The 25,018-nt window shown below is 60.2% G+C and carries 19 protein-coding genes; 15 read left to right on the forward strand and 4 right to left on the reverse strand.

Annotated elements, in window-relative coordinates; all coding sequences use genetic code 11:
• Positions 1–79: 79 nt before the first annotated feature.
• The 5 genes from WG78_RS04410 (at position 80) to WG78_RS04430 (ending at position 10,089) form a co-directional block, all read left to right on the forward strand.
• A complete protein-coding gene (locus WG78_RS04410; protein WP_053936560.1) occupies positions 80–1,285 on the forward strand; it encodes an acetyl-CoA C-acyltransferase in 1,206 nt (401 codons plus the stop codon).
• A gap of 245 nt (positions 1,286–1,530) precedes the next feature.
• Positions 1,531–2,121 carry a chalcone isomerase family protein gene (locus tag WG78_RS04415; RefSeq protein WP_053936561.1) on the forward strand — a complete coding sequence of 197 codons (591 nt, stop codon included), beginning with the start codon at positions 1,531–1,533 and terminating at the stop codon, positions 2,119–2,121.
• Between the two features lie 976 nt (positions 2,122–3,097).
• Positions 3,098–4,822: an autotransporter assembly complex protein TamA gene (locus tag WG78_RS04420; protein WP_053936562.1), complete on the forward strand. Its 1,725-nt coding sequence runs from the start codon at positions 3,098–3,100 to the stop codon at positions 4,820–4,822.
• On the forward strand, positions 4,822–8,661 hold the full coding sequence (locus tag WG78_RS04425; protein ID WP_053936563.1) for a translocation/assembly module TamB domain-containing protein: 3,840 nt from the start codon (positions 4,822–4,824) through the stop codon (positions 8,659–8,661). The genes WG78_RS04420 and WG78_RS04425 overlap by 1 nt, the downstream gene beginning before the upstream one ends.
• Before the next feature lie 318 nt (positions 8,662–8,979).
• Positions 8,980–10,089: an SGNH/GDSL hydrolase family protein gene (locus WG78_RS04430; protein ID WP_053936564.1), complete on the forward strand. Its 1,110-nt coding sequence runs from the start codon at positions 8,980–8,982 to the stop codon at positions 10,087–10,089.
• A gap of 68 nt (positions 10,090–10,157) precedes the next feature.
• Here the strand turns inward: WG78_RS04430 and WG78_RS04435 are convergent, their stop codons facing one another.
• Entirely contained in the window at positions 10,158–10,835 is a 678-nt protein-coding gene (locus tag WG78_RS04435) for a ComF family protein (protein ID WP_152969056.1), read from the reverse strand.
• An 83-nt stretch (positions 10,836–10,918) separates the two neighbouring features.
• Here WG78_RS04435 and bioB point away from each other — a divergent pair, with 83 nt between their 5' ends.
• From bioB to WG78_RS04450, 3 genes are all read left to right on the forward strand, one after another.
• Positions 10,919–11,908, forward strand: a complete 990-nt coding sequence (bioB, locus tag WG78_RS04440) for a biotin synthase BioB (protein ID WP_053936565.1) — start codon at positions 10,919–10,921, stop codon at positions 11,906–11,908.
• Between the two features lie 185 nt (positions 11,909–12,093).
• Positions 12,094–12,387, forward strand: a complete 294-nt coding sequence (locus WG78_RS04445; protein WP_053936566.1) for a DUF2325 domain-containing protein — start codon at positions 12,094–12,096, stop codon at positions 12,385–12,387.
• Positions 12,388–12,463: 76 nt separating this feature from the next.
• A complete protein-coding gene (locus tag WG78_RS04450; protein WP_053936567.1) occupies positions 12,464–14,389 on the forward strand; it encodes a UvrD-helicase domain-containing protein in 1,926 nt (641 codons plus the stop codon).
• Positions 14,390–14,444: 55 nt separating this feature from the next.
• On the opposite strand, the gene WG78_RS04455 is transcribed toward WG78_RS04450, so the two are convergent.
• The gene (locus tag WG78_RS04455; RefSeq protein ID WP_152969057.1) at positions 14,445–14,627 is read right to left on the reverse strand and encodes a hypothetical protein; all 183 of its coding nucleotides are present in this window, start codon (positions 14,625–14,627) and stop codon (positions 14,445–14,447) included.
• Between the two features lie 180 nt (positions 14,628–14,807).
• On the opposite strand from WG78_RS04455, the gene WG78_RS04460 reads away from it, so the two are divergent.
• Positions 14,808–15,056, forward strand: a complete 249-nt coding sequence (locus WG78_RS04460; protein ID WP_053936569.1) for a hypothetical protein — start codon at positions 14,808–14,810, stop codon at positions 15,054–15,056.
• Between the two features lie 126 nt (positions 15,057–15,182).
• On the opposite strand, the gene WG78_RS04465 is transcribed toward WG78_RS04460, so the two are convergent.
• Positions 15,183–15,368 carry a hypothetical protein gene (locus WG78_RS04465; RefSeq protein WP_053936570.1) on the reverse strand — a complete coding sequence of 62 codons (186 nt, stop codon included), beginning with the start codon at positions 15,366–15,368 and terminating at the stop codon, positions 15,183–15,185.
• A gap of 320 nt (positions 15,369–15,688) precedes the next feature.
• On the opposite strand from WG78_RS04465, the gene pepF reads away from it, so the two are divergent.
• On the forward strand, positions 15,689–17,572 hold the full coding sequence (gene pepF, locus WG78_RS04470; RefSeq protein WP_053936571.1) for an oligoendopeptidase F: 1,884 nt from the start codon (positions 15,689–15,691) through the stop codon (positions 17,570–17,572).
• A gap of 125 nt (positions 17,573–17,697) precedes the next feature.
• Here the strand turns inward: pepF and WG78_RS04475 are convergent, their stop codons facing one another.
• Positions 17,698–18,228, reverse strand: a complete 531-nt coding sequence (locus tag WG78_RS04475; protein ID WP_053936572.1) for an FxDxF family PEP-CTERM protein — start codon at positions 18,226–18,228, stop codon at positions 17,698–17,700.
• A gap of 302 nt (positions 18,229–18,530) precedes the next feature.
• Between WG78_RS04475 and WG78_RS04480 the strand changes: the two genes are divergently transcribed.
• From WG78_RS04480 to flgJ, 5 genes are all read left to right on the forward strand, one after another.
• Complete coding sequence (locus WG78_RS04480; RefSeq protein ID WP_053936659.1) at positions 18,531–20,195, forward strand: Na+/H+ antiporter; 1,665 nt, start codon at positions 18,531–18,533, stop codon at positions 20,193–20,195.
• A gap of 150 nt (positions 20,196–20,345) precedes the next feature.
• Positions 20,346–21,464 carry an S-(hydroxymethyl)glutathione dehydrogenase/class III alcohol dehydrogenase gene (locus tag WG78_RS04485; protein ID WP_053936573.1) on the forward strand — a complete coding sequence of 373 codons (1,119 nt, stop codon included), beginning with the start codon at positions 20,346–20,348 and terminating at the stop codon, positions 21,462–21,464.
• A gap of 12 nt (positions 21,465–21,476) precedes the next feature.
• Positions 21,477–22,322: an S-formylglutathione hydrolase gene (gene fghA, locus WG78_RS04490; protein ID WP_053936574.1), complete on the forward strand. Its 846-nt coding sequence runs from the start codon at positions 21,477–21,479 to the stop codon at positions 22,320–22,322.
• Between the two features lie 6 nt (positions 22,323–22,328).
• The gene (locus WG78_RS04495) at positions 22,329–23,870 is read left to right on the forward strand and encodes a GGDEF domain-containing protein (protein ID WP_053936575.1); all 1,542 of its coding nucleotides are present in this window, start codon (positions 22,329–22,331) and stop codon (positions 23,868–23,870) included.
• A 157-nt stretch (positions 23,871–24,027) separates the two neighbouring features.
• Positions 24,028–24,948: a flagellar assembly peptidoglycan hydrolase FlgJ gene (flgJ, locus tag WG78_RS04500; protein WP_161805068.1), complete on the forward strand. Its 921-nt coding sequence runs from the start codon at positions 24,028–24,030 to the stop codon at positions 24,946–24,948.
• The last annotated feature ends 70 nt before the right edge of the window (positions 24,949–25,018 follow it).

The raw sequence follows: 25,018 nt of genomic DNA on the forward strand, positions 1-25,018 counted from the left end.
GATGACTTTTCCGTTGCTGGCCGGTGGCAGCAAAACCCCGGCCAGCCTGATTGTTTGAATGAATATTCAGGAGCTCACCATGAGCAAACAGATTCAAGAAGCTTATATCGTCGCCGCCACGCGCACGCCGGTGGGCAAGGCCCCGCGCGGCATGATGAAGAACGTGCGTCCGGACGACATGCTGGCGCACGTGCTGAAAGGCGCGCTGGCGCAAGTGCCGGGCCTCGACCCCGCGCGTATTGAAGACGTGATCGTGGGCTGCGCCATGCCCGAAGCCGAGCAAGGCATGAACGTGGCGCGCATCGGCCTGCTGCTGGCCGGCCTGCCCGAAACCGTGGGTGGTGTCACCATCAACCGTTTCTGCTCGTCCGGCGTTAACGCGGTCGCAATGGCCGCTGACCGCATCCGTGTGGGCGAAGCCGACGTGATGATTGCCGCCGGCACCGAGAGCATGTCGATGGTGCCGATGATGGGCAACAAGGTGGCCCTTAACCCGGAAATCTTTGCCAAAGACGAAAACCTGGGCATTGCTTTCGGCATGGGTTTGACCGCCGAAAAAGTCGCCGAGCAATGGAAGGTCAGCCGCGAAGATCAGGATGCCTTTGCCGTTGAATCGCATCGCCGCGCGTTGGCTGCGATTGAAGGCGGCAAGTTCGCCGACGAAATCACGCCGCTGGAAGCCACTTACCGCGTGCCCAACCTGGCCACCGGCGAAGTCGAATACATCAAGAAAACGCTGACCACCGATGAAGGTCCGCGTCGCGATACCAGCATGGAAGGCCTGGCCAAGCTGAAGACCGTATTCGCCGCCAAGGGCTCGGTGACCGCCGGTAACAGCTCGCAGATGTCGGATGGCGCGGGCGCGGTGATTCTGGTGTCCGAACGGATTCTGAAGGAATACAACCTGACCCCGCTGGCGAAGTTTGTGAGCTTTGCGGTGAAAGGCGTGCCGCCGTCGATCATGGGCATCGGCCCGAAAGAAGCCATCCCGGCCGCATTGCGCGTCGCTGGCCTTAATCAGGATGATCTGGCCTGGATCGAGCTGAACGAAGCTTTTGCCGCGCAATCGCTGGCGGTGATTCGTGATCTGAACCTGGATACCAGCAAGATCAACCCCCAAGGTGGCGCCATTGCCTTGGGCCACCCGCTGGGCGCCACTGGCGCTATCCGTGCCGCCACGCTGGTGCACGGCATGCGCCGCGAAGGCATGGCGGGCAAGTACGGCATGATCACCATGTGTATCGGTACCGGTATGGGCGCCGCCGGGATCATCCAGTCGCTGTAATCGCCAGTTGCCCGGGCCGCGCAGGCCTGGGCGATGGGCTGTGCCGATGACCGATCCGCGTTTGCAGACTCCGCCGCTTGTGGGCGCTGGCTACGGCCAGTGCGGGTGGCTTGTGTCTGCAATTCGCGCCAAGGATCGGAAAATCGGTGGCCGCGACGCTGTCGCCGTGGCCGTGGTTTTTTCTTCTAGCTCTGCCTTTGCGCCCGCGGCTTGCCCCGCGGGCTTTTTTTGTTGAGGAATACATCATGCAAAAACGCACTCTGCTCAAACAATCGCTGGCCATTGCCGCGCTGGGCCTCAGTCTGACCACCGCCGCGCATGCGCTTGAAGTGGAAGGCCAACAAGTGCCGGAGCACGCCGAAGTCAGCGGCCAGAGCCTGCTGCTGGATGGCGCGGGCTTGCGCAAGAAAGTGATTTTTGATGTGTACGTGGCCGCGCTGTACACCAGCGCCAAAACCGCCGATGGCGCTGCAGTCATCAACGCCACCAGCCCGCGCCGCATGGAACTGAAAATGTTGCGCGGCGTGGGCGCCAGCACCATGCACGAGTCGTTTGTCGAAGGTCTGGAAGCCAACACCACTGACGCGCAACTGGCCGCGATCAAACCGCGCGTATCGCAACTGGAAAAAATCTTTGCCGACGTGAAGAAGGTGGAGAAGGGCGATCTGATCACGCTGGATTTCATCCCCGGCACCGGCACCAAGGTAAGCGTGCGCGGCAAAGCCTATCCGGTGATCCCGGGCGACGACTTTGCCTCGGCCATGCTGTCGATCTGGCTGGGCCAGAAACCGGTGCAGAATGATTTGAAGGCGGCGCTGCTGAGTAAGCCTTCTTGATCTTGCGCTAATCGGCCAACGCCTACCGTGATGAATAGGGTGGGTCAAGACCCACCATTCCAGGATGCATATTCGAGCGCCTTCGCTTGGGGTATGCCACTTTGGGTGGTGGGTCTTGACCCACCCTATTGCATTGGGGCGCCTTCTCTGCGCCGTCCTTGTTTTCTCCCGCAAAACCTCGCTTTACAGCACCAACATCGCCATTTTCCAGGCCGTTTTTATGCGTGGGCGACCAGCGGCAATCTGGCCAGATGGTCGGGATTTGCGTAAAGCTGTGTATCCGCGATGATCCTTGTAGTTTTGCCAAAAAAGTGGCGCACCGGGCGGGTGCAAGTAGACGCAAAGCGTGCGCCGTCGCGGGGCGCACGGGGATAGCAGGGGTAGTATTGCTACACCTACTGATTTGTATGTTGCAGTGCGAGCTACGTGAAGAAACGTAACGAACATCAGGGTTTGCCCGTACATTGTTGTAGTTATATGACGGCAAGCAATGAAAATATAACGTAGTTTATCTACAGAAGTGCTTGCACCATTTTTGTAGTTGTCGTACATTACAGCCCATGGATCGGCGTTTGAAACGCAAGTGGAAAACACCGGTAGCGCTGAGCGCGCAACCTCTTTTTAAGCTCTCCTAGGCTTAGAAATACGGCGCAAGCCGTAAGCTTTATCGACTCCTCCATCCTCTAATGCCCGTGGCTAGTACGCGAAAGCGAGACTGACCAACGGGCTATTTTTTTGCCTGTCGTTTTGCACCGGTTTTGCCGCAAGCTTTTGCTCGTTGCAATGCCGCCTTCGTGCCCGCCTGCAGCGCGCTTTCGCCACGCTGAATACACCATCGCATCACTGCCTTGCACAAATATCCCGTCAGCATTGTTCACCACACGCATGCACTTCGGTACAGTAGCGGCTTGACTGATGCCGTCCCGGATTATTGCCTTTGCCTGCGTACTTCTGCCGCTGCCTGTTGGTTCTTGCTTTGTCCGCGCCGATATGGGCGCTGGCCGACGACGTAGCGCGTGTGGATAGCTACGACGTCAAGATCGACGCGCCCAAAAATGTCAGCGATTTGCTGGAGTCGTATCTGGACGTTTATCGCTGGCGCAAACAAAAAGACCTGGCCGTCGACGACTTGCAGGCGGCCGTGGACCGCACGCCGCAAGACGCCACCAATCTGCTGAATACGGAAGGCTATTTTTCGCCACTGGTGAAAGCGACGCTCAACCACGCGGGTGATCGTTACAGCGTGGATGTGCACGTCGAGACGGGCCCGGTGACCACAGTGCGCAAAGTCGATTTCCGCCTGACCGGCACCGTGAACGATGACGTACCGTATCGCGACAATCTGTTGCAGCGGCTTAAAACCGATCCCGCATTAAAAGAAGGCAGCGTGTTTACCCAGTCGCAATGGGATGCCTATAAACGCCGCGCGCTGACCGCCTTGCAAAACCGCCGTTATGCCGCCGCCTTTATCAGCGAAAGCCAGGCCTTGGTCGACCCTAAAGCCAATGCGGTGGATCTGACCATGGTGCTGGATAGCGGACCGTTTTATCGCTATGGCGAAGCCAGCATCAGCGGCATGCAGCGGTATCCCGAGCAGATCGTGCGCGACCAGATCCATCTGAACCCCGGTGACGAATATCGCCGCTATCAGTTGCTGCAATTGCAGAGCGATCTGCAAGACATTCCGCAAGTAGCCACCGCCATCGTCGATACGCAACTGAGCGCCGAGCCGCCGTATACCGCGCCGATTGATATCACCATCCAGGAAGCACCGTTGCAAAAACTCGGTTTGGCGGCCGGTTACAGCACCAACACGCGCTATCGCGGGCAGATTGATTATCGCTATAACAATGTGGCCAACCGCGGCTGGGTCTGGACCACCAAAGCCACCTATGAAGGCCTGGAACAGTCGCTGATTACCGAGCTGGCTTTTCCCAAACAGGAAGACGGTTATAACAACAAGCTGTACGTCAATGCCGACCACAGCGATGTGCAGGGCCTGGTGACCACCACTTACAAAGGTGGCTTTAGCAAATCGCGCACTGATCGCGATATTGATCGCACCATCACCATCGAATACCAGGCCGAACGCCGGGACGTGGGCGATGGCCAGATTGATACGCCGCATGCGCTGACAGCCAATTACAAATGGGTGCGGCGCGATCTGGATAGCCAGCGTGATCCGCACCGCGGCAACGTGCTGCAGCTGGAAGGCGGCGGCGCGTCGGGCCAGTTGCTGTCGACGCAAACCTTTGTGCGTTTGTATGGCAAAGGCTCGGTGTATTACCCGGTGGGCGAGACCGGCATTTTTCTGGGCCGGCTGGAGCTTGGGCAGAACTTTGCACGTAACCCGGACGGGGTGCCGACGGACTGGCTGTTCCGGGCCGGTGGCAGCGGCAGCGTACGTGGTTATGACTATCAAGCTCTGGGCGTGAAAGCCGATGACGGCACCATCGTGCCGGGCCGCGTGCTGGCCACCAGCAGCGCGGAATACCAACACCCCGTGTACAAGGACTGGCGCGGCGCGGTGTTTGTCGATTATGGCGATGCCGCCGATAGCTGGCAGAGCTGGGAAGGCCGCACCGGCGTGGGCGTGGGCGCACGCTGGATCAGCCCGGTGGGTTCCATTGGCGCGGATCTGGCTTATGGCGTGCAGGATCGTAAAATCCGCTTTCACTTTGCCTTGGGCATGGCGTTCTGATGCTCGACGACGACCTGATCCCCGCCGAACCCGCACCCGTACCCAAACGGCGACATCCGCTGCGCAACACCTTTGTGGTGCTCGGCGCGTTGGTCGTTATGGTGTTGCTGGCGCTGGTGGGCGGGGCATGGTGGATAGATACCGCCTCCGGCCACGCGTGGCTGCTACGCCAAGCCGCAGCCAGCAAGGTGGTCAGCATCGGCAAGCTGGAGGGCTCTTTATATAGCCAGCTCAACGTGGCCGATGTGGTGGTCGATACGCCCGAAGTGCATGTCACCATCGACCAGGCCAGTCTGCGCTGGAAGCCGCTGGAATTGCTGGAACGTCGTATCGGCATTGATGCGCTCGACGTCGGCTCGGTGCACGTCACCACCAAGCCGCAACCGCCCAACAAACCGACTTCGCCCCCACCCACGTCATTGCGTTTGCCGATTGCGATCCGTGCCAATGATCTGCAACTGGCGCGGCTGGACATCGTCGGCACGCCGCTGGTGTTTACCGCGCTGCAGGCGTCGCTGCAGAGCGATGGCGAAACTCACAAACTGACGATCAAACAACTGCTGACGCCACGTGGTCGCTTTGAAGCCGATCTGCAACTGGATGGCGATGCGCCGTTCAAGAGCGTGGGCCAATTGCAGTTCCGTGGTGTGCTGGATGGCAAGGCGATGCAGGCGGGCGTGCAGCTGGACGGCGCGCTGCGCGATCTGAATGTGCAGGCGCGGCTGCAAAGCGAAGTGGCGCAAGCCAGTGCATCCTTGCGTGCCGACGTGTTCGCCGAATACAGCTACGCGATGCTGAAGCAAGCGCGCATCAGTGCTGAGCGCGTTAACCCGCAGCAATTGCTGGCCACGCTGCCGCAAGCGTCGCTGTCGGCCAATATCACGCTCACCCCGCGCGGCAAGGACCATGCCGATGGCGACGTGCAGATCAGCAATGCCGCCGCCGCCACGTGGGACCAGGAAGCAGTGCCGGTTACGCAAATCAGCTCGCATTTTGTGGTGTCGAATAACCGGCTGGATTTGACCAATTTGCAGGCGCTGTTGCTGGGCGGCGGTGTGTTAAGCGGCGATGGCCAGTTTGCGCAAGACCGGCTGGATGCCAAATTCAAACTGAAAGACCTGAACGTGGCTGCGCTGATCAAAAACCAGCCGCCTACCAAACTCAGTGGCGATATCGCGCTGAAGGGCCCTTACAAAGCGCCCGATGTGCTGGCCAGGCTGAGCGACCAACGCTACAAAACCAATGCCGAAGCCGATCTGGGTTGGATCCGACCCGAGACCGAACGCCGTCTGGCCATTCGCAAATTGAACGTGCAGCGCGGCCGCGCCACCGTGGCGCTGACCGGCGAATTTGCGCTGGACGGCAAGCAGGATTTCAAGGCCAAGGGCAAGCTGGGCAACTTTAATCCGGCTGAATATGTCAGCACGCCGGTCGGCAATATCAGCGGTGATTTCACCGCGGAAGGCGCATTGCAGCCGCACTGGCAAGGCAAGCTGCAATACACGCTGGCGCAAAGCAGCTTTAACGGCCAGAGCCTGGCCGGGCAGGGCGTGGCGCAGCTGGATGCTACGCGTCTGGTTACGCCGGGTTTGTGGCTGCAGCTGGGTGCCAACCGTGTCGATGCCAAGGGCGCGCTGGGCAAGGCGGCCGACCGGCTGCAATTGCATATCGCGGCCAACCGTCTTGCCGATATCGGCGCGGGGTTTGCTGGCGAAGTGATGGGCGATGTGGCCCTGCAAGGCGGCTTTAAACGCCCGGAAATCCAGGGCCAGCTGCAAGCCCACAATCTGCGTACACCGTATGGCGTGCAGGTGGCCAGCGCCAAGGTCGATGCGCGTTTGTTCCCCGACCTCAACAGTCCGATCCATGCCGATATCCAACTGGCCGATGCGCAAGGCTTTAACGCCAATATCAAGGCGCTGCATTTCAATCTGCAAGGCACGCGCGGCGCGCACAAGCTGGCCTTGCAGATGAATGGCCAATATCAGGCGCAACCGCTGAATGCCAGCCTGGCCGCGGCCGGTGGGCTGGATGAGCAATGGCGCTGGAGCGGGCGGGTGGAAGAGCTGCAAGCGCAGAGTCTGCTCAATATCAAATTGCTGGCCCCCACCAATCTGACCGCTGGCGCGGATGTGGTGGGCCTGGGCGATACGCGTATTGCCGTGGGTGCAGGGCTGATCCATATCGCGCGGCTGAAAATGACGGGCGCGCAGCTGGATACCGCAGGCGAAATCAGCCAGGTGCCGGTGGCGGAATACCTGGCGCTGGCGGGCATCAAAACCATCAGCAGCGACATGATCCTCAGCGGCCGCTGGCAATTGCACGGCAGTGATACGCTGGATGGCACGCTGGATGTACAGCGCGATAGCGGTGATCTGAAGCTGGTGGGTGGCACGCCGCAACCGTTCTATCTGACGGCGTTGGCGTTGCATGCCCAGGCGCAGCAATCGCGCGTGGCGCTGAATGGGCAGATCGTCAGCGACCGTTTTGGTACCGTCAAAATCGACGGCAATACGCAGATCGACTGGCGCGACAAAGCCATTTCGCCCAGCGCGCCGCTGGTGGTCAACGCTGCGGGCAATGTGGAGAAGCTGGACAAGATCGCTCCGCTGATCAGCAACACGCTGCAACTAGCGGGCAATCTGGCGTTTGACGTGCATCGCACCGGCACGCTGGACCGGCCCGTGGTCAGCGGCGCCATCAACGGCAACAAGTTGGCGATCCGCGACAGCGCGAGCGGTTTGGCCTTGACCGATGGCGCGTTGCAGATGGTGATGCAGGACAACCGCGTCACGCTTAAACAGTTTCTGTTCCACGGTGGCAACGGCACGCTGATGGCCGATGGCACGCTCGATATCGGCAAGGAAGGCCCCAACGCCAAGGCCAACGTGGTGGCCGACAAACTGACGCTGATCAACAAGCCGGATATGCAGATGATCGTGTCGGGCAAGGGTCTACTCGGCTATGACAAAGACGGCATCTCGATCAAGGGCAATATGCGCGCCGACCACGGCATGGTGCGCTACCAGGCCAGCGGCGAGCCGCATCTGTCGGACGATGTGGTGATTGCCGGCGCGCAAAAAGAAACCAAGTCGAATGTGGCGCTGACTGCGCTGCAGTTTGATGTCGACCTGGGCGATGACTTTACCTTCAAGGGTTACGGCATCGACGCCAAATTGATCGGCGCATTGCGTTTGCGCGCCAGTCCCAACCAGTCGCTGTCGGGCCACGGCACGGTGAGCGTGGAAAGCGGCAAGTACGCGGCCTATGGCCAGAATCTGACCATTGAGCGCGGCATTCTCAGCTTTGCCGGTCCGCTGGATAATCCGGGCCTCGATATCCTGGCCATGCGCCGCGGCGGTAGCGTGGAAGTCGGCGTGGCCGTCAAAGGCACCGCCAACGCGCCGCGCGTCAGCCTGTATTCCGAGACGGCGTTATCGGATAACGAAAAGTTGTCGTGGTTGTTGTTTGGGCACGGCACCGATTCGATGGATAAAGGCGATGCCGCAGTGATGGTGCAAGCCATCAACGGCTTGCTGGCGGGCAATGGCGGCGGCGATGGCATCGGCCAGCAAGTGCTGGGCGAAATCGGCATCGATGAAATTGGCGTCAGCACCGACAAGCACGCCGACGGCACTACGTCGCAGGTGGTGTCGGTGGGCAAGCGGCTGACCGACAAGGTGTCGATTGCGTTCGAGAAGAGCCTGGATGGGCTGGAAGACGCCATCAAACTGACCTTGCGACTCTCGCGCAAATGGTCGCTGATCACGCGCTTTGGCGCTTACGAGAGCACGCTGGACGCCAGCTACAACATCAATTTCGATACATTGCCGTGGTAAATGCCGCTACGCGTCGACACAGAGTGTGTAGTTAGAGAAACAAACATTCGTTTTAGCGTGACCAGATATCGCAAATTAAAGTAGATTACCGGCTAGCCACAGCGCCGATCGTCTGCAACAAAGCCAGCCCCAGCGCGGCTTGCAGCCTGAAACGGCGCGGTTGGTGAAACTGCTTATTGTTGCACCCGGTACGTGCTGATTACGCTGCATTGCGTAGTGCGCTACGGGTGATTACAAAAACGGTACAACTCTGCGGTGCGCAATGACGCATCTGGCAACACCACAAACAGAACACGAATCTGAAATCAGGAGAGGCATATGCGCATCAACGGTATCGGCACGCTCAGCGCTGTAGTTTCGGCCCTGTTGCTGGCAGCTTGTGGCGGCGACGATGGCAGCGGCAATGCGGGCGTCGCGACGCCTGTGACGTCCACTGCAAATATCCAGGAAGTGGTTTCGTTTGGCGACAGCCTGAGCGATATCGGCACGTATAACCCCACGCTGCTGGATACGGACAAGACCAACGACAATTACGCGGGTTTGCCGTTTACGACCAAGCCGGGCACCACCTGGGCGTCGTACCTGGCGCTGCAATATGGCTTCTTCCTGCAACCGTACGAACGCGTGGATTGGGGCGTGGTTGGCGTGGCGGGTCAGGGTCGCATCGTTAAACTGGGCGGCACCAGCTATGCCCAGGGCGGCGCCACGGTACAAACCGAAGCCGTTAACGGCGGCAAGGTGGATGGTTCGGCGCTGGGCTTGCCCGCCGGCACCACCGTGCAGCTGGCCACCGCGCTGTCGGTCAAGGCGCAGATTGATGAATACCTGACCACGCATACCGCGTTTAACAGCCACCAACTGGTCCTGATTGATGGCGGCGCTAACGATCTGATCAACTTTGCACAAAAAGTCGCGGCAGATCCGACCCAGGCGGCCAACGCCACTGCGGTGGTCGGCGCGGCCGTTACCGGCATGGTTACTCAACTGGGCCGTCTGCAAGCGTTGGGCGCCACCAATATCGTCTACGCCAACGTGCCTAACCTGGCGCTGACCCCGGCGTTCTCGGTGGCGGCAGTGGGCGCGCAAGGCAATGGTCTGGCCGCGCAACTGACCAGCAACTACAACAATGCCGTGGCTGCTGCGATCAAGTCCAACAACCTGAACGTGCAAGTATTTGATGTGTCGGCGATGCTGACCAATGTGGTGGCTGCGCCCGCTTCGTTTGGCCTGAGCAACGTCACCACGCCAGCGTGTAACAGCACGCTGAACGGTAGCCTGAGCGCCTTGCCGTGCTCTTCCGCCACGCTGGTTGCTGCCAATGCAGACAGCACTTATCTGTTTGCTGATGGTCTGCACCCGACCAATGCAGCACACAAGATCTGGGCCGGTCTGGCCGCCAGCCAGGTGATGGCCGTTATTCCCAAATAAAAAGCAGCAGGATGGAGCAGGCAAAAAGGCGACCGCGAGGTCGCCTTTTTTATGCGCGCAATCCGGTATTACAAGGTGCGCGCCAAGACCCACGCGTCGACACGCGCCGCTCCGGCCTGACGCAAGCAGCGCGCGGCTGCGTGCAGCGTGCTGCCCGTGGTCATCACATCATCCACCAGCACTATATGCAGACCTGCCACATCGCCATGGGCGCGAAACGCCTGGCGCAGATTGCGACGTCGGGTTTGCCGCCGCGCGCCGGTTTGATGTGGCGTATCGCGCGCGCGTTGCAACAGTTCCGCGCGCACCGGCACGGCCAGCGCCTGGCCCCACACGCGCGCAATCTCGGCGCTCTGGTTGTAGCCGCGTTCGCGCAAACGCGCCGCATGGAGCGGAATCGGCACCAGGCACGCCGGTCGCGCTTCAAGGCGTAGCCGTGGCACCGCGCAATGCGCCAGCGCGACACACACGCTCCAGCGGCCATTTTTGGCAGCCAGCACCAACGCGCTGATCCAGCCGCCATAGCTGAAGGCGGCGGCAACGTGGACGAAGGCGGGCGGATGCGCTTTGCAATCATCGCAACGCTGGCCTTGCGCTTGCGGCATGGCGCAGCGCGGACACAGCGCTTGCGTCAGCCAGGGCAGTTCGGCATGGCAGGGCGGGCAGATGCGCTCGGCGCAGGCGGCGCCACATAGCAGACATTGATCCGGCGGACGCAGCGCGCTTATCTGTCGCCACTTGTTCAAAAACACGCGTTTGAAATTTGACAATTGCTTTTGCGCTCACCCAGAATGGTCTGACTGTTGTTCATTACCCAGGAAATAAAAAGATGAATCATCCTGCTGCGCAAACCATCGAATTCCAACGCGCTACCCCGCATCCCGAATCGGGCCTGTGGTCGGTCGAGGCCGTAGAGGCACTGTTCAATCTGCCCTTTAACGATTTGTTGTTCCGCGCGCAGCAAGTGCATCGTGAACACTTTGACGCCAACCGTGTACAGCTCTCGACGCTGCTGTCGGTTAAAACCGGCGGCTGTAGCGAGGACTGCGGTTACTGCCCGCAAGCCGCGCGCTACCACACGGGCGTGGACAACGAAAAACTGATGAGCGCCGACGAAGTCATCGACGTGGCCCGCATCGCACGCGAAAACGGCGCCAGCCGCTTCTGTATGGGCGCCGCATGGCGCGGCCCCAAGCAGCGGGATCTGGACGAAGTAAAGAAGATGATCGCGGGCGTGAAAGCGCTGGGCCTGGAAACCTGCGCCACGCTGGGCATGCTCAAGCCCGGCCAGGCCGAGCAACTGCGTGATAGCGGTCTGGATTACTACAACCACAATCTGGATACCGCACCGGAAAAATACGGCGATATCGTCTCAACGCGCGAATACAGCGATCGTCTGGATACGCTGGGCAAAGTGCGCCAGGCCGGCATCAACGTGTGCGCGGGCGGCATTGTCGGTATGGGTGAAACGCGTGCCGAACGCGCAGGCCTGGTGGCGCAACTGGCCAATCTGGAGCCGCAACCCGAATCCGTGCCGATCAATAACCTGGTACAAGTGGAAGGCACGCCCTTGCACGGCACCGAGCCGGTGGACTGGACCGAGTTTGTGCGTTGCATTGCCGTGGCGCGCATTACGCTGCCCAAGAGCTATGTGCGCTTGTCGGCCGGTCGCCAGCAAATGCCTGAAGCCATGCAGGCGCTGTGTTTTATGGCAGGCGCCAATTCGATTTTCTACGGCGACAAATTGCTGACCACCGGCAACCCGGATGTAACGCGTGATCGCGCGCTGATGCAAAAGCTGGATATCCAGCCGCTGTAACGGTCGTGCCCGGTTTGCCGGGCGGCCGAGCAGGGTCACAAGGAGCGCGTTGCCCCCGACGCGCTCCTTGTGTTTATCCAGATTTATATATTAATAAATAATATCAAGGCGATTTAATATTCTTAAATAGAATGTAAAAGCAATGCTAGCCTGCTTCTTGTCGTCCACTGCGGCATGGAGCACGCATGAAGGCCTATCTCGTCGGCGCTGATCGCCTTGGCAATATCCCTGACTATCTCGCCAGTCAGGGCATCCGTATCAACGGCCATTTAAGCGGCCGGGATGCCTCGCACCAACGCAAGCCCGTGAGCGTGCACGGGGCGGATCTGATCATCCTGTTTACCGACTTTATGGGCCACAACGTGATGCGCAACTACCGGCAGCTGGCGCAGCAAAACAATATCCGCTTTATTGCCTGCCGCCGTTCGGTGTGTGATCTGCAATTGTCACTCGGTTCGATCCGGCGCAACGCCAACTAAGCCTGGCGCGGGGTGACTGGGCGGGCGGCGGCGACTACACTACGCGCTCCGCCGCCGTTGCCAGAACCCCGCCCCCATGTCTGATCTGCCGTCCCTCTCGCCCGAACAATCCGCCATTGTGGCCGCCGTGATCAAACGGCAAAGCTACGCCGCGCACTGGCTGGTGGAAGCGGGCGCGGGCACCGGCAAAACCACCGTGGCTGTGCATGCGCGCGCGGCGCTGGGCGGGCAGGGCACGCTGGCGCTGACGTTCTCCAACGCCGGGCAATTGCGCTTTCGCCAGGTGCATGAACGTTATTTTCCCGACGCGGCGCTGGCGCGCGATGCGGTCTACACCTTCGACCGGCTGGCCTATGAAGTGCTGTGCGGGCACGACCAGGGCGTCAGTTACTCCAGCGATGGTTATTTCACGCCCGAAGAAGTGCGCCGCGGCGTGGTCAATCGCACCGGCCATATGCTGGAACTGCTGGCCGAGCTGGTGGATGAACTCAACGATCCGTGGGAAGGCGATATCCCGGCGCGCGAAGACGATCTGATCCGCCATCTGGAGCTGATTGCCAATGTGCGGGTGGCCAATGTGTTCCGCCATCCCAGCATGCAGGCCGAAGAAGAATTTCTGGATGAAGACGATCTGGAGCAGCGCCAGGATTATCTGGCCAGCCTCGATCTGCCGCCGTGGTTCTACGATTTATTCACCCGCTTTGAACAACGACGCAAAGCCGCCTACCACCTGGTGGGCGTGGAGGGCGCGGCGTACGACCTGGCGGGCGACCCGAAAGCGCTGGTGCGCTATTTAAAGGCGCGGCAAATCCACACCATCCTGGTGGACGAATTCCACGATACCAAAGCGTTGCATTTTGATTTGCTGCGCGTAATGGCAGGCGCGGGCTGCCGTTTGTTATTGATTGGCGATCGGCATCAAGACATCTTTGCCTGGCGCGGTCTGAAGCCGTTTTCCGCGTTTGAGGCCGCCAGCGCCTTGCCGGGGCTGGAAGTGCTGACGCTGACACGCTCCTGGCGTTACGGCCATCGCATTGCGCGTATTGCCGGGCGCATTGTGCAGCAGTTGCAGCCGGGTGCAGCGGTCACCAGCGGCGCACGCACGCAACAGGCGCAAACGCGCAATACCTCTGATCTGATCGCGTGGCTGGGCGATTGCCGCGCCCAGGGCGTGCCGCTGGACACCCATTGCGCCATCCTGCCCACTGCCGCCGATTGCATGGCGCTGCAGCTGCGCTTGCTGGATGCCAACGTGCCGTTCAAGCCGGTGGAGCGCGTGCCGTATGTTTTTCATGGTCACGAATTCCGTTTATTGCGTGGACTGGCGCTGTTGTACGGCCAGTTGTTCGGACGCTTGCCGGCGTTTCACGTCAACCATGTGTATGCGTTTGATTTGCTGCTGGATGTGCCCGCGCTTTATCTCGACCCCGACCTGCGCGACACCTTGCGCCACGGCCTGGGTTTAAATAGCGCGCGCGTGGATGGGCAACGGTTGGTGACCGGCGATGGCGCGATCTTCGGCTTTGCCGTGGCCGAGCTGGCCAAGGTGTTGCCGGCTGAATTGCTGCAACCGCAAGCGTGGCCCAACTGGTTGGGCGCGGCGATCAAGCATCTGCAGTTGCATGCGCTGCTGCATCAGCGCGCGCAGCATCCGGCGGCGGGGCGGCAGTCGGGCTTTCTGCTGGATGCGATCGCCGAGCGGTTTGGCCAGACCGAACCCGCCGCATTGCTGGAACATTGGGATGAGCGCATCACGCGCTTTATGAAGCAACGCCACGCTGGCGCGCTGGTGTTGACGTCGGTCCTGCACGCCAAAGGCCACGAGTACGAACAAGTGTTGCTACCGTGCGGCCAGGCCGGGTGGCGCGCGCATTTGCTACAACCCACCGCGCCGCGCTGGCGCGAACTGTATGTGGCGGTAACGCGCGCCAAAGCGGGCGTGATGCTGGAGATTCCCACGCCTGAGGTGGCGGAAAAGGCGATTGCCATTTTCGGCCATTGACAGCGTTAAAAATAAATGCGGCAACAGGGTTGACATGCTGGCGTATGCCAGGGCATCATCCGACCCTTATTGCGCTTAAACCGATGTAGTTCCTCAGTTGTACACAAAGTTGTTTTCTCTCCAGCCTTTTCTGGCTGCTCAGTTCAAACACCACACCTGACGCACTCCCGACCGCGCAATCTTCCGCCGTTAGCGTAGCTGGCTTTATGCCGGCAAACGGCTGGATCTGCAGCTGCATGGCGAGCCGCTCCTCCGACGGAGCGCCCTCTGTAGCGCGGCAATGAAGTTTGCTGATGTTCCCGGTCTGATCTCTCACTCTTTCCGTGTACCCCCGCTGACGGGCATTGCCCTCTGCTCCGGCCGCTTGCCGGTTTGCCTTGTGCTACCTGACGGAATAACGATTCCGAAGGGGTAAACCATGGAAAATCTCAAGCATTACGACGTCAATATCGAAGTACGCCCTGTCGACGTGGGCGCTGGCCTTGATGGCTGGTATCAACTGGTCCGTTTTGACGGCCAACATCGTGTGCCGGTGACCGACTGGCAACGCGTGAACACAGAGCCGATGACCATCGTGCATCAAGCTGTTCGCGCCGCGCAGGACACCGCGCTGGCCCAGTTGGCGCGTATTGCGCGTCAACCGCAACGCCGTCGCGCCCACGCTTGAAGGGCGGCTGCAGGGTGCGCTAACGCAGCCCGCGCCGCTTTCTCCGGCGCGTGACACGCGGCCACGCCGTAGCAACGATACAAAGCACAACGCCGGCAATTGCCGGCGTTGTTGTTTGTTCGGGGTTTACATCAGATATTCTTCGCGGTGTTCAGCCATGCTTTCCAGCATTTCGCGCCGCTCTTGCAACGCGCGCCGCGCCGATCCCTGGCGCTTGAGCTTTTCTTGCAATCCAAGCGCTACGCCGCGGTCCTCATCCCGTTGATTACGTTCACGAACCATCTCGGCGCATTTGCTAAGTTGCAACTTCATGGAGTTCTCCACGGTGGTTGAAGTGGATTCAATGTAGCGCAAACATATTACAACGCCCAGGTGGTAGACACGCATTGTGGTGTAAGCGCTTCACTTCATCGCAACGTCAGATAAATCGCGCCCTGGCGGGGTGCAACGTGGCGCTGGCGCAACGCCAGCCGCACCAATCGCGTACATGAAGCGTTAATTACACGCTGATGCTTTCGTCATGGCAGCGAGCTGCGGCAGAATGCCCGGACCCCGGTTTCAAGCTGCGCGGGTCATATCCCTGCACCGCGCGTTTTGACCACCCCGCGACCCTTACCGAGAGTCCTGCCCCGATGAAACGCACTGCCTTAGCTTCTGCCGTAGCCATTGCTCTTGCCTTTGCCAGCGTGCCCGCCGCGCAAGCCGCCACGCCGGTCGCCGCTCCCACCGTGTTCTCGCCCGCCAACCCGCCCGCCGTATGGGATCTGACGCCGCTGTACCCGTCCGATGCCGCGTGGGACAGCGCCCGCGCCAGTTTGCTGGCCGATTTGCCCAAGCTGTCCGCGCTGCAAGGCACGCTGGGCACCAGCCCGGCCAGTCTGCTAAAGGCGATGACGGCAATTTCGGACGCGCGCCGCGCGCTGTACCGGCTGGATACCTATGCCAGCCTGAAGGCCGATGAAAACACCAAGATCGACGCCAACCAGGCGCGCCGCCAACTGAGCGATTCGGCCGGCAACCAGTTTGAACAAGCCACCGCGTTTGTCCCCGCCGAGATTTCGGCCATGGGCAAAGACAAGGTGGAAGGCTATCTGGCCGCGGAACCGGCGCTGGGCAAATTCCGCTATCAACTCGAAACCATGCTGCGCCTGGCCGAGCACACGCTGAAGCCCGAGCAGGAAACCCTGCTGGCCGCCGCCGCTGACCCGCTGGACCAGCCGCAAGCCATTTACAGTCTGCTGACCAACGCTGATCTGCCGTGGCCGCAAATTACCGTGCGCGGCAAGAAGTACACGCTGGATCAGGAAACCTATGTGCATCTGCGCGCCGACCGCGATCCACAAGTGCGTGCGCAAGTGTTCAAGGCGTTCTGGCCGGTCTACAAGGCGTACGAGCGCACGATCGGCGCGGTGTATGTCGCGCATCTGCGTGGCACCGTGTTTAACGCGCGCGCCCGCAAGTTTGATAATTCGCTCGATATGTTCCTGTCCAAAGGCAATACACCCGAGGCGGTATATCGCACGCTGGTGGCCGAAACCAACAAGGGCCTGCCCACGCTGCATCGTTACTTCAAGCTGCGCGCGGGCCTGCTGGGCCTGAAGCAGTCGCAGTATTCCGATATTTATGTACCGCTGGCCACGCCGCCCAAAACCTACACGCTGGCCGAAGCCGAACAGCTAACGTTGAAAGCGGTCGCGCCGCTGGGCCCGGATTATGTGGATACGCTGGGCAAGAATTTCCTCGGCAGCTGGATGCATGCAGTGCCGCAAGTGGGCAAGCGTTCGGGCGCATATATGAGCGGCGTGGCGTATGACGTGCATCCGTATGTGCTGACCAGCTTTAACGGTGATTACGAAAGCGTGAGCACGGTGGCGCATGAGTGGGGCCACGCCATGCATTCCGTGTTGGCCAATGGCGCGCAGCCGTTCGAGACCGCTGATTACGCCATCTTTATCGCCGAGATTCCGTCGACCACCAACGAAATGCTGTTGGCCGATTATGTGGCGGCGCACGCCAAAACCAAGGCCGAGAAGGTGTATGCGCTTAGCCAGCAACTGGAATTGCTGCGTGGCACGTTCTTCCGCCAGGCCATGTTTGCCGAGTTTGAACTCAAGTCGCACGAAGCGATCGAGAAAGACCAGTCGCTGACCGGTGCGGACTTGACCAAAATCTACCTGGATTTGCTCAAGCGTTATCACGGTGATGCCGAAGGCGTGATGCATATTGATGATCTGTATGGCGCGGAGTGGGAATACATCCCGCACTTCTATACCGATTACTACGTGTATCAGTACGCCACTTCGATCAGTGCGGCGGCTTATTTTGCCGAAGGCATCGAGAAGGGCGACACCAAACTGCGCGATCAGTATTTCAATATGCTGAAGGCGGGCGGTTCGGATGATCCGTATCAGATCGTCAAACGCGCCGGTCTGGATATGGCCAGCCCCGCGCCGTACCAGGCCATCATCGCGCGCATGAACAAAGTGATGGACGAACTGGATGCGCTGACAAAATAAGTGGCTGGATGTCGCGATCCGCAGCGAGGCGGGTCGCGACCACCGGTGTGCGGCGACTTATATATATAGAAATGAAAAAACCCGGCCGAGGTCGGGTTTTGTATTTACAACTTGCCAGCGGCTAATCAAGCACGCTTTTTCTTGCGAGCAGCAACCAGAGCAACCAGGCCCAGACCCATCAGGGCGTAGGTTTCGGGTTCCGGTACCGGAGCGGTAACGTTGGAAGCGAAAGCGTTGGTGGTCAGGGTGTACAGGCCACCGCTCTTGCCAGTTGCAGTGCCGGTCACTTCGTAGAAGTAGTCGCCAGCAGCCAGGCCGTTGAACCAGTTGGTGTTGTCGCCGGTGGTGCCGTCGAAGGAGTAAGAACCGATGGCGGTGGTGCTGCCAGCCTTGAACAGGCTAACGGTAGCGTCAACGATGTTGTAGCTGAAGCCGACCTTGGCCTTCAGGTTGGTGGAGCTGGCCGAGGAGCCAACATCGCTCAGGGTTTCCGACAGGCTGAAGTTCAGGATGTCGTCGAACGCGCCGGTCACGCTAACTTGTTTGAAGGACGCATCGGAATCACCGAGCGTACCCAGATCATAGTTAGCAGCTTGAGCGGACAGGGCTACGAAAGCGGAGGCTGCGGCAACAGCCAGAAATTTGATAGAACGCATTGTGAAAACTCCTTGTGACAGACTGATATGTTGGTTTTATGAAAGCCGCCTGCTGACGACGGACTGATAGTAAACATGAAAGACTTTGTAAGCAAACGGTTTTAAGCCCTGTTTAAGGGTCAAAACCGACCGTTCGTCGGCATCTGACAGTAAGTGTAGTGCCAGTTCTTACATTTAATAAGTAAGTGCTAATGCAGTTTGCTGTCGGTTGCTTGCAAGTTGTGCAATGTGCCAAGGCATGGCACGGTGCCATTCATCCGTGGCGCTTACGTGCTTGCGCCGCACAAATACTGGGCTTGGCAATGGAAATTCTGTTTACGGTGCTGGTTTTGTTACTGGCAGTGGCGTTCTCCGGGGTGGCGCGCAAGTGGCTGCCGTTTGCGGTGCCGTTGCCGCTGCTGCAGATCGCGCTAGGCGCGGCGCTGGCCTGGCCGGTGCTTGATCTGCACGTCACCTTTGACCCCGAACTGTTTTTGCTGCTGTTTATTCCGCCGCTGCTGTTTCTGGATGGCGCACGCACACCGCGGCGCGAGTTTGTGCAAAACAAACGCCCGATCCTGGCGCTGGCCTTGGGGCTGGTGTTCTTTACCGTGGCCGGGGTTGGCTATTTTGTGCACTGGCTCATTCCCGCGATTCCGCTGCCGGTGGCGTTTGCGCTGGCGGCGGTGTTGTCACCGACGGACGCGGTGGCGCTGGGTGGCATCGTCGGCAAGGGCCGCATCCCCGATACGCTGCTACAGATTCTGGAAGGCGAGGCCTTGATGAACGACGCCTCGGGCCTGGTGGCGCTTAAATTTGCCGTGGTGGCGGCAATGACCGGCACGTTTTCATTACTGAATGCCTCGGCCAGCTTTGTGCTGATCGCGCTGGGCGGACTGGCGTGCGGCGCGTTGCTGGGCGTGGCGTTTGCGTGGGGCCGCAATCTGCTGGTGTCGTTTAGCGGCGATGAACCCGGTCCGCAAGTGGTGTTGATGCTGTTGTTGCCGTTTGCGGCCTACCTGGTGGCGGAGCGACTGGGCGTGTCCGGCATTTTGTCGGCGGTAGCGGCGGGCATGGCGGTGAATGCGTCCGATCTGTTCAAAAGCACCAGCCTGGCCACGCGGCTGCAAGCCAATAGCACGTGGGCCATGATCGAGTTCGTTTTCAACGGTCTGGTATTTATCTTGTTGGGTCTGCAACTGCCACACATCATCGGCAGCGCGCTGGTGGAAGCGCATCACGACAGCGCCACCGCCGCGTGGCAACTGGTGGGCTATGTGGCGGCGGTGATGCTGGCGCTGCATGTGTTGCGCTTTGTCTGGGTGTGGGCGCTGCGTTATACCGCGCGGGCCGCCATGCGCAAGCAAGGCATGCTGCATGTCAAGGCAGGCTGGCGCACGCTAAGTTTGATGACCCTGGGCGGCGTGCGCGGCGCGGTTACGCTGGCCGGTGTGCTGGCGTTGCCGCTCACCCTGCCAGGCGGCGCACCGTTTCCCGCGCGCGATCTGGTGGTTTTTATCGCCGCGTCCATCATTCTGCTGTCGTTATTACTGGGCGCGATCGGCTTGCCGCTACTGTTGCGCAATATCGCGCCGCCCACCGACACCCGCCATCATCGCGAAGAGAACCGCGCGCGTTCATTGATTGCGCATGCCGCCATCAGCGCGCTGGAGCGCGAACGCGATGCGCTGAGCGTGGATATGAGCGAAGCCGACGCGGCCAGCATTACCACGCTGACAGCGCAGCTGATGGAAATCTACCGTCGCCGTGTGGCCGTGCTGGAAACCGAAGCTGAGCAACGCGAGCACGTGGTGCGCGAAGAACGCTTGATGCGCAATCTGCGTGGCGTGGCGATGCGAGCCGAACGTGACGAAGCGTATCGCCTGCATAAGGCCGATGAAATCAACGATGAAGCGCTGGCTAAATTGATCCGCGAGATTGATCTGGCCGAGGCGGCTTTTTCCGAACGCCCACGTTTCGATAAATAACGCGCGCGCGTGACGCTGCGTGGCCACGCTAACCGGATGATCAGAATCCGCGATGTCATCGGCATGAACGCCGAACGGCTAATATAATCTCATTCCAGCATTCACCCGTCTTACCAAGGCGCGCCACGCGCCACTGCCAGGAGTTGTCCCATGATTAAATCCCGTGCCGCTGTTGCCTGGGCCGCCCGTCAACCGCTCGATATCGTCGAAGTCGACGTCGCGCCGCCCAAAGCGGGTGAAGTGCTGGTGCGCATCGTCGCCACCGGCGTTTGTCACACCGACGCCTATACGCTGTCGGGTGCGGACCCGGAAGGTATCTTTCCGGCCATCCTGGGCCATGAAGGCGGCGGCATCGTGATGGAAGTCGGCGCGGGCGTGACCTCGGTGGCGGTGGGCGACCATGTCATTCCGCTGTACACGCCGGAATGCGGTCAGTGCAAATTCTGCCGCTCGGGCAAAACCAATCTGTGCCAGGCCATCCGCAGCACCCAGGGCAAAGGCCTGATGCCCGATGGCACCTCGCGCTTTTCGCTGGATGGCAAGCCGATCTTCCATTACATGGGTACATCGACATTTAGCGAATACACCGTTCTGCCCGAAATTGCGGTGGCCAAAATCAACAAAGCCGCGCCGCTGGAAAAAGTGTGTCTGCTGGGGTGCGGCGTCACCACCGGCATGGGCGCGGTCATGAATACTGCCAAGGTGACACCGGGCAGCACCGTGGCTATTTTTGGTCTGGGCGGCATTGGCTTGTCCGCGATTATTGGCGCGGTGATGGCCGGGGCGGAGCGCATTATTGGCGTGGATATCAATCCGTCCAAATTTGAAATTGCCAAACAACTGGGCGCGACTGAATGTATTAATCCGGCCGACTACGACAAGCCGATCCAGGAAGTGATTGTCGAATTGACCGATGGCGGGGTGGATTATTCGTTTGAATGTATCGGCAATACCAAAGTGATGCGTTCGGCGCTGGAGTGCTGCCACAAAGGCTGGGGCGAATCGATCATTATCGGCGTGGCTGGCGCGGGCGAAGAAATCAGCACGCGGCCATTCCAGTTGGTGACGGGTCGCGTATGGAAGGGCAGCGCCTTTGGCGGGGTTCGTGGCCGCAGCGAATTGCCAGGCTATGTTGATCGCTATATGAAAGGCGAATTCGAACTGGATACCTTTATTACGCACACCATGGGCCTGCAGGACATCAACAAGGCTTTTGATTTGATGCATGAAGGCAAAAGCATCCGCAGCGTTATTCATTACGATCTGTAAACCGAGAACCCCATGCCCGAATTGTTGACGCCGCTCTCCGCAAACCGCGCCGCGGGAGGATGGCAACATCGTTTTGCCCATCGCTCTGCAGTGCTGGATTGCGATATGAAGTTTGCGGTGTATCTACCGCCGCAAGCGACCGCGCATCACAAGGTGCCCGTGCTGTACTGGCTGTCTGGCCTGACCTGCACTGAGGAAAACTTTATCCAGAAAGCCGGCGCGCAACGGATGGCGGCGCAACTGGGGCTGGCGATTGTATGCCCCGATACCAGCCCACGCGGCGACGATGTCGCCAATGACCCCGGCTACGATCTGGGGCAGGGTGCGGGGTTTTATCTGAATGCCACGCAAGCGCCGTGGGCTGCGCATTACCGTATGCATGATTACGTGGTGCATGAGCTGCCGGCGCTGGTGGAGGCCGAGTTGCCAATTCTGCCGGTGCGCGGCATTGCCGGGCATTCCATGGGTGGCCATGGCGCGCTGACGCTGGCGTTGCGTAATCCGGGCCGGTATCAATCGATCTCGGCCTTTGCGCCGATCTGCCACCCCAGCGCGACGCCATGGGGCCAAAAGGCGTTTCGCGCTTATCTGGGCGATCACCCCGATGCCTGGCGCGAATGGGATGCCAGTCTGCTGCTGGCGCAAGCGCGTGACCCGGTGCCAACGCTGGTGGACCAGGGCGACGCCGATGAATTTCTGGCGCGTGAGCTTCAACCCGAGGCGCTGGAAAACGCGGCGCGCAGTGCGGGTTATCCGCTGACGCTACGCCGCCACGCTGGCTATGATCATAGCTATTACTTTATTGCCAGCTTGATCGACGAGCACCTGCAACACCATGCGCGCGCGTTGATTAAATAAACCCTCATGCAGAGCATTCTTTCCCGGCGCGGCGCCTTGCTGCGGCTACGACGCACCTTTCAGAAAAACCCACAGCTCGCGGTGATCGTGATGCTGTGTGTGGTGCTGGGGGCGAGTACCGGGCATTCGGTGTACCGCGACTACCAGGAAACCGTGCGCCAGCAGCGCGCCATTGTGCGCGATCTGTCGCGCGTGGCCGCCGCGCATGCGCGCAATACGCTGCAAGAGGCCGACAACGCCTTGCAGCAAACGCTGGGGCTGGTGTCGGCGGCGGGAGGCATTGATCAGATCAATTCGCTGGATTATTGGTGGCGCATCAAAAGCTACGCCTTTAATGTTGGCGATTGCCAGGGCGTGTGGATTTTTGATCGCTCGGGCAAACCGGTTTTGGAATCGTCGACGTTTCCAGCGCCCGCCAACGTCAATTCGTCTGATCGCGATTTCTTTAAAGCGGCGTTGGCCGGGCAGCGCTTTTATGTGTCCACGGCGTTCAAATCGCGCGTATCGGGCAAGCTGGTTTATGGCGTGTCGCGGCCCATCCACGCGCGGGACGGTCATATTGAAGGCGTGGCGCTGGTGGCGTTGCGCATCGACAATCTCAACGATTTTTATGCGCTGATGTCGTTTGATTCGCGCTTTATCTTTGGCATTTACAGCAACGACGGCCGCATCGTGGCGCGCACGCCCGATATGGACGCGGTGCTGGGCCGCTCGGTGAAAGACGAAGCGCTGTATCAGGATCGCGACGGCCAGAGTGGCATGTACGATCTGCCGTCGCCGCTGGACCATGTGCAGCGCATTACCGGCTGGCAACGCGTGCCGGAGTTTGGCGTGATCGGCTATGCCGCTTTATCGCACGATCTGGCGCTGCGGCCGTGGCGCGTGCGCACGCTGACCACGGCGCTGGAAGCCGCCATTACGCTGGCGGTGCTGGTGGCGGCGGTGCTGTGGGGCTTTCGGGCCACCGTGCGCGAGAGCCAGGCGCAGCGCTTGCTGCGCGAGGCCGCATTGAATCAGGTGCGCATTATCGATGAGCTGGAAACCGCGCAACAGGATGCGTTAACCGGTTTGTATGGCCGCAAATTGATGATGGAGCAGGCCGAGCGCAAACGGCAGCAAGCGGCCGAGCGCAACGATTGCCTGGTGTTTATGCTGCTCGATCTGGATGGTTTCAAGGCGGTGAATGATCAGTACGGTCATGACACGGGCGACCAGGTATTGATTGCCACCGCCGCCGCCTTGCGTGCCTGCCTGCGGCCCGACGATCTGGCCGGGCGCTGGGGCGGCGATGAGTTTGTGGTGGCGGTCAGCGTCAGCCCGCATACCGCGCGCGCACAGGTGGACGCCATCGCGCGCCGCATCGTGCAACGCGTGGGCGAAATCGGCTACGGCATCAGCGGCAGCCTGGGCATCGCCATCTTTGACGCCCACATCAGCATCGACCTGGCCACCCGCCGCGCCGATGCCGCGATGTACGAAGCCAAACATCGCGGTAAGAACGGGTTTGTGATCTGGGACGAATCGATCGGGCTGGTTGCCGCTGCATAGGGTGGGTCTGGACCCACCAGCCAAAGTGGCATGCCGAGCTCACCCCGTGTGGCAAACGGCTTTGAAAGGTGGGTCTCGACCCACCCTATGCCCATGGGGCTGTCTGGCTGGCACGGTGTTTGCTCAGTATGGGTATCTACCGTGTTCGATGCCCATCATGCTCAGCCCTTCCGCAGCCCGCAGTACCGGTCAGGATTTCGTGATTGACCCCAACAACGTGGGGCAGTTGCGCACGCTGGCGGCCAAGTCGCCGCAGCAGGGCGTGAAGGCGGTGGCACAGCAGTTTGAGGCGCTGTTGATGCAACAGATGCTCAAGTCCATGCGCGACGCTACCCCGCAGTACGACACGCTCAATACCTCGAATGTGAAGATGTTTCAGAGCATGTTTGACCAGCAGATGAGCAGCTCGCTGAGCAAGCATGGGGGGCTGGGCCTGGCCGACGCCATCGTGCGGCAAATCCAGATTCAGCAAGACCCGTCGCTGCTGCAGCATGCCTGGCATACGCCGCCCAATCCACTGACGCCGGCCAATCAGAGCACCAACCCCGATGCGGCAAGTACCTCGGGCAAGGCGGCAAAAGATGCCGCTGGGGGCGGCAAAAGCGGATCTTTCGTATTGCGTATTGCCGGTGCCGCCAAGAGGGCCAGCGAAACCCTGGGCGTGTCGCCGCATGTATTAATGGCGCAGGCGGCGCTGGAAACCGGGTGGGGCCGCAAGCCGCTCACCGACGCGTCCGGCAACGACACGCACAACCTGTTCGGCATCAAGGCCGGGCGGGACTGGCAGGGCAAAACCGCCACCGTCACCACCACCGAATATGTGAACGGCGTGGCGCAAAAGAAGGTCGATACCTTCCGTGCCTATGATTCTTATACCGATGCCTTTGCCGACTACGCCACGTTGATCAAAAAGCGGTTTGGCGATGCGGTAGGTGCTGGCGATAACGCGCGTAGCTATGGCCAGGCGTTGCAAGCCGGCGGTTACGCCACTGATCCGACCTATGCCAGCAAGCTGGCGCTGGTGGCCGCGCGGGTGCAAAAGCATCTACAGGCCGAGTCCGAAGGCGCCGCTGCGTAACGCGCCCCAAGAGATGAGCGGCGACGTCCGGCTTCAAGTCCGGGCGCTTTACGCCGATACAAAGGAATGA

The organism is Amantichitinum ursilacus (assembly GCF_001294205.1).
Lineage (GTDB): Bacteria > Pseudomonadota > Gammaproteobacteria > Burkholderiales > Chitinibacteraceae > Amantichitinum > Amantichitinum ursilacus.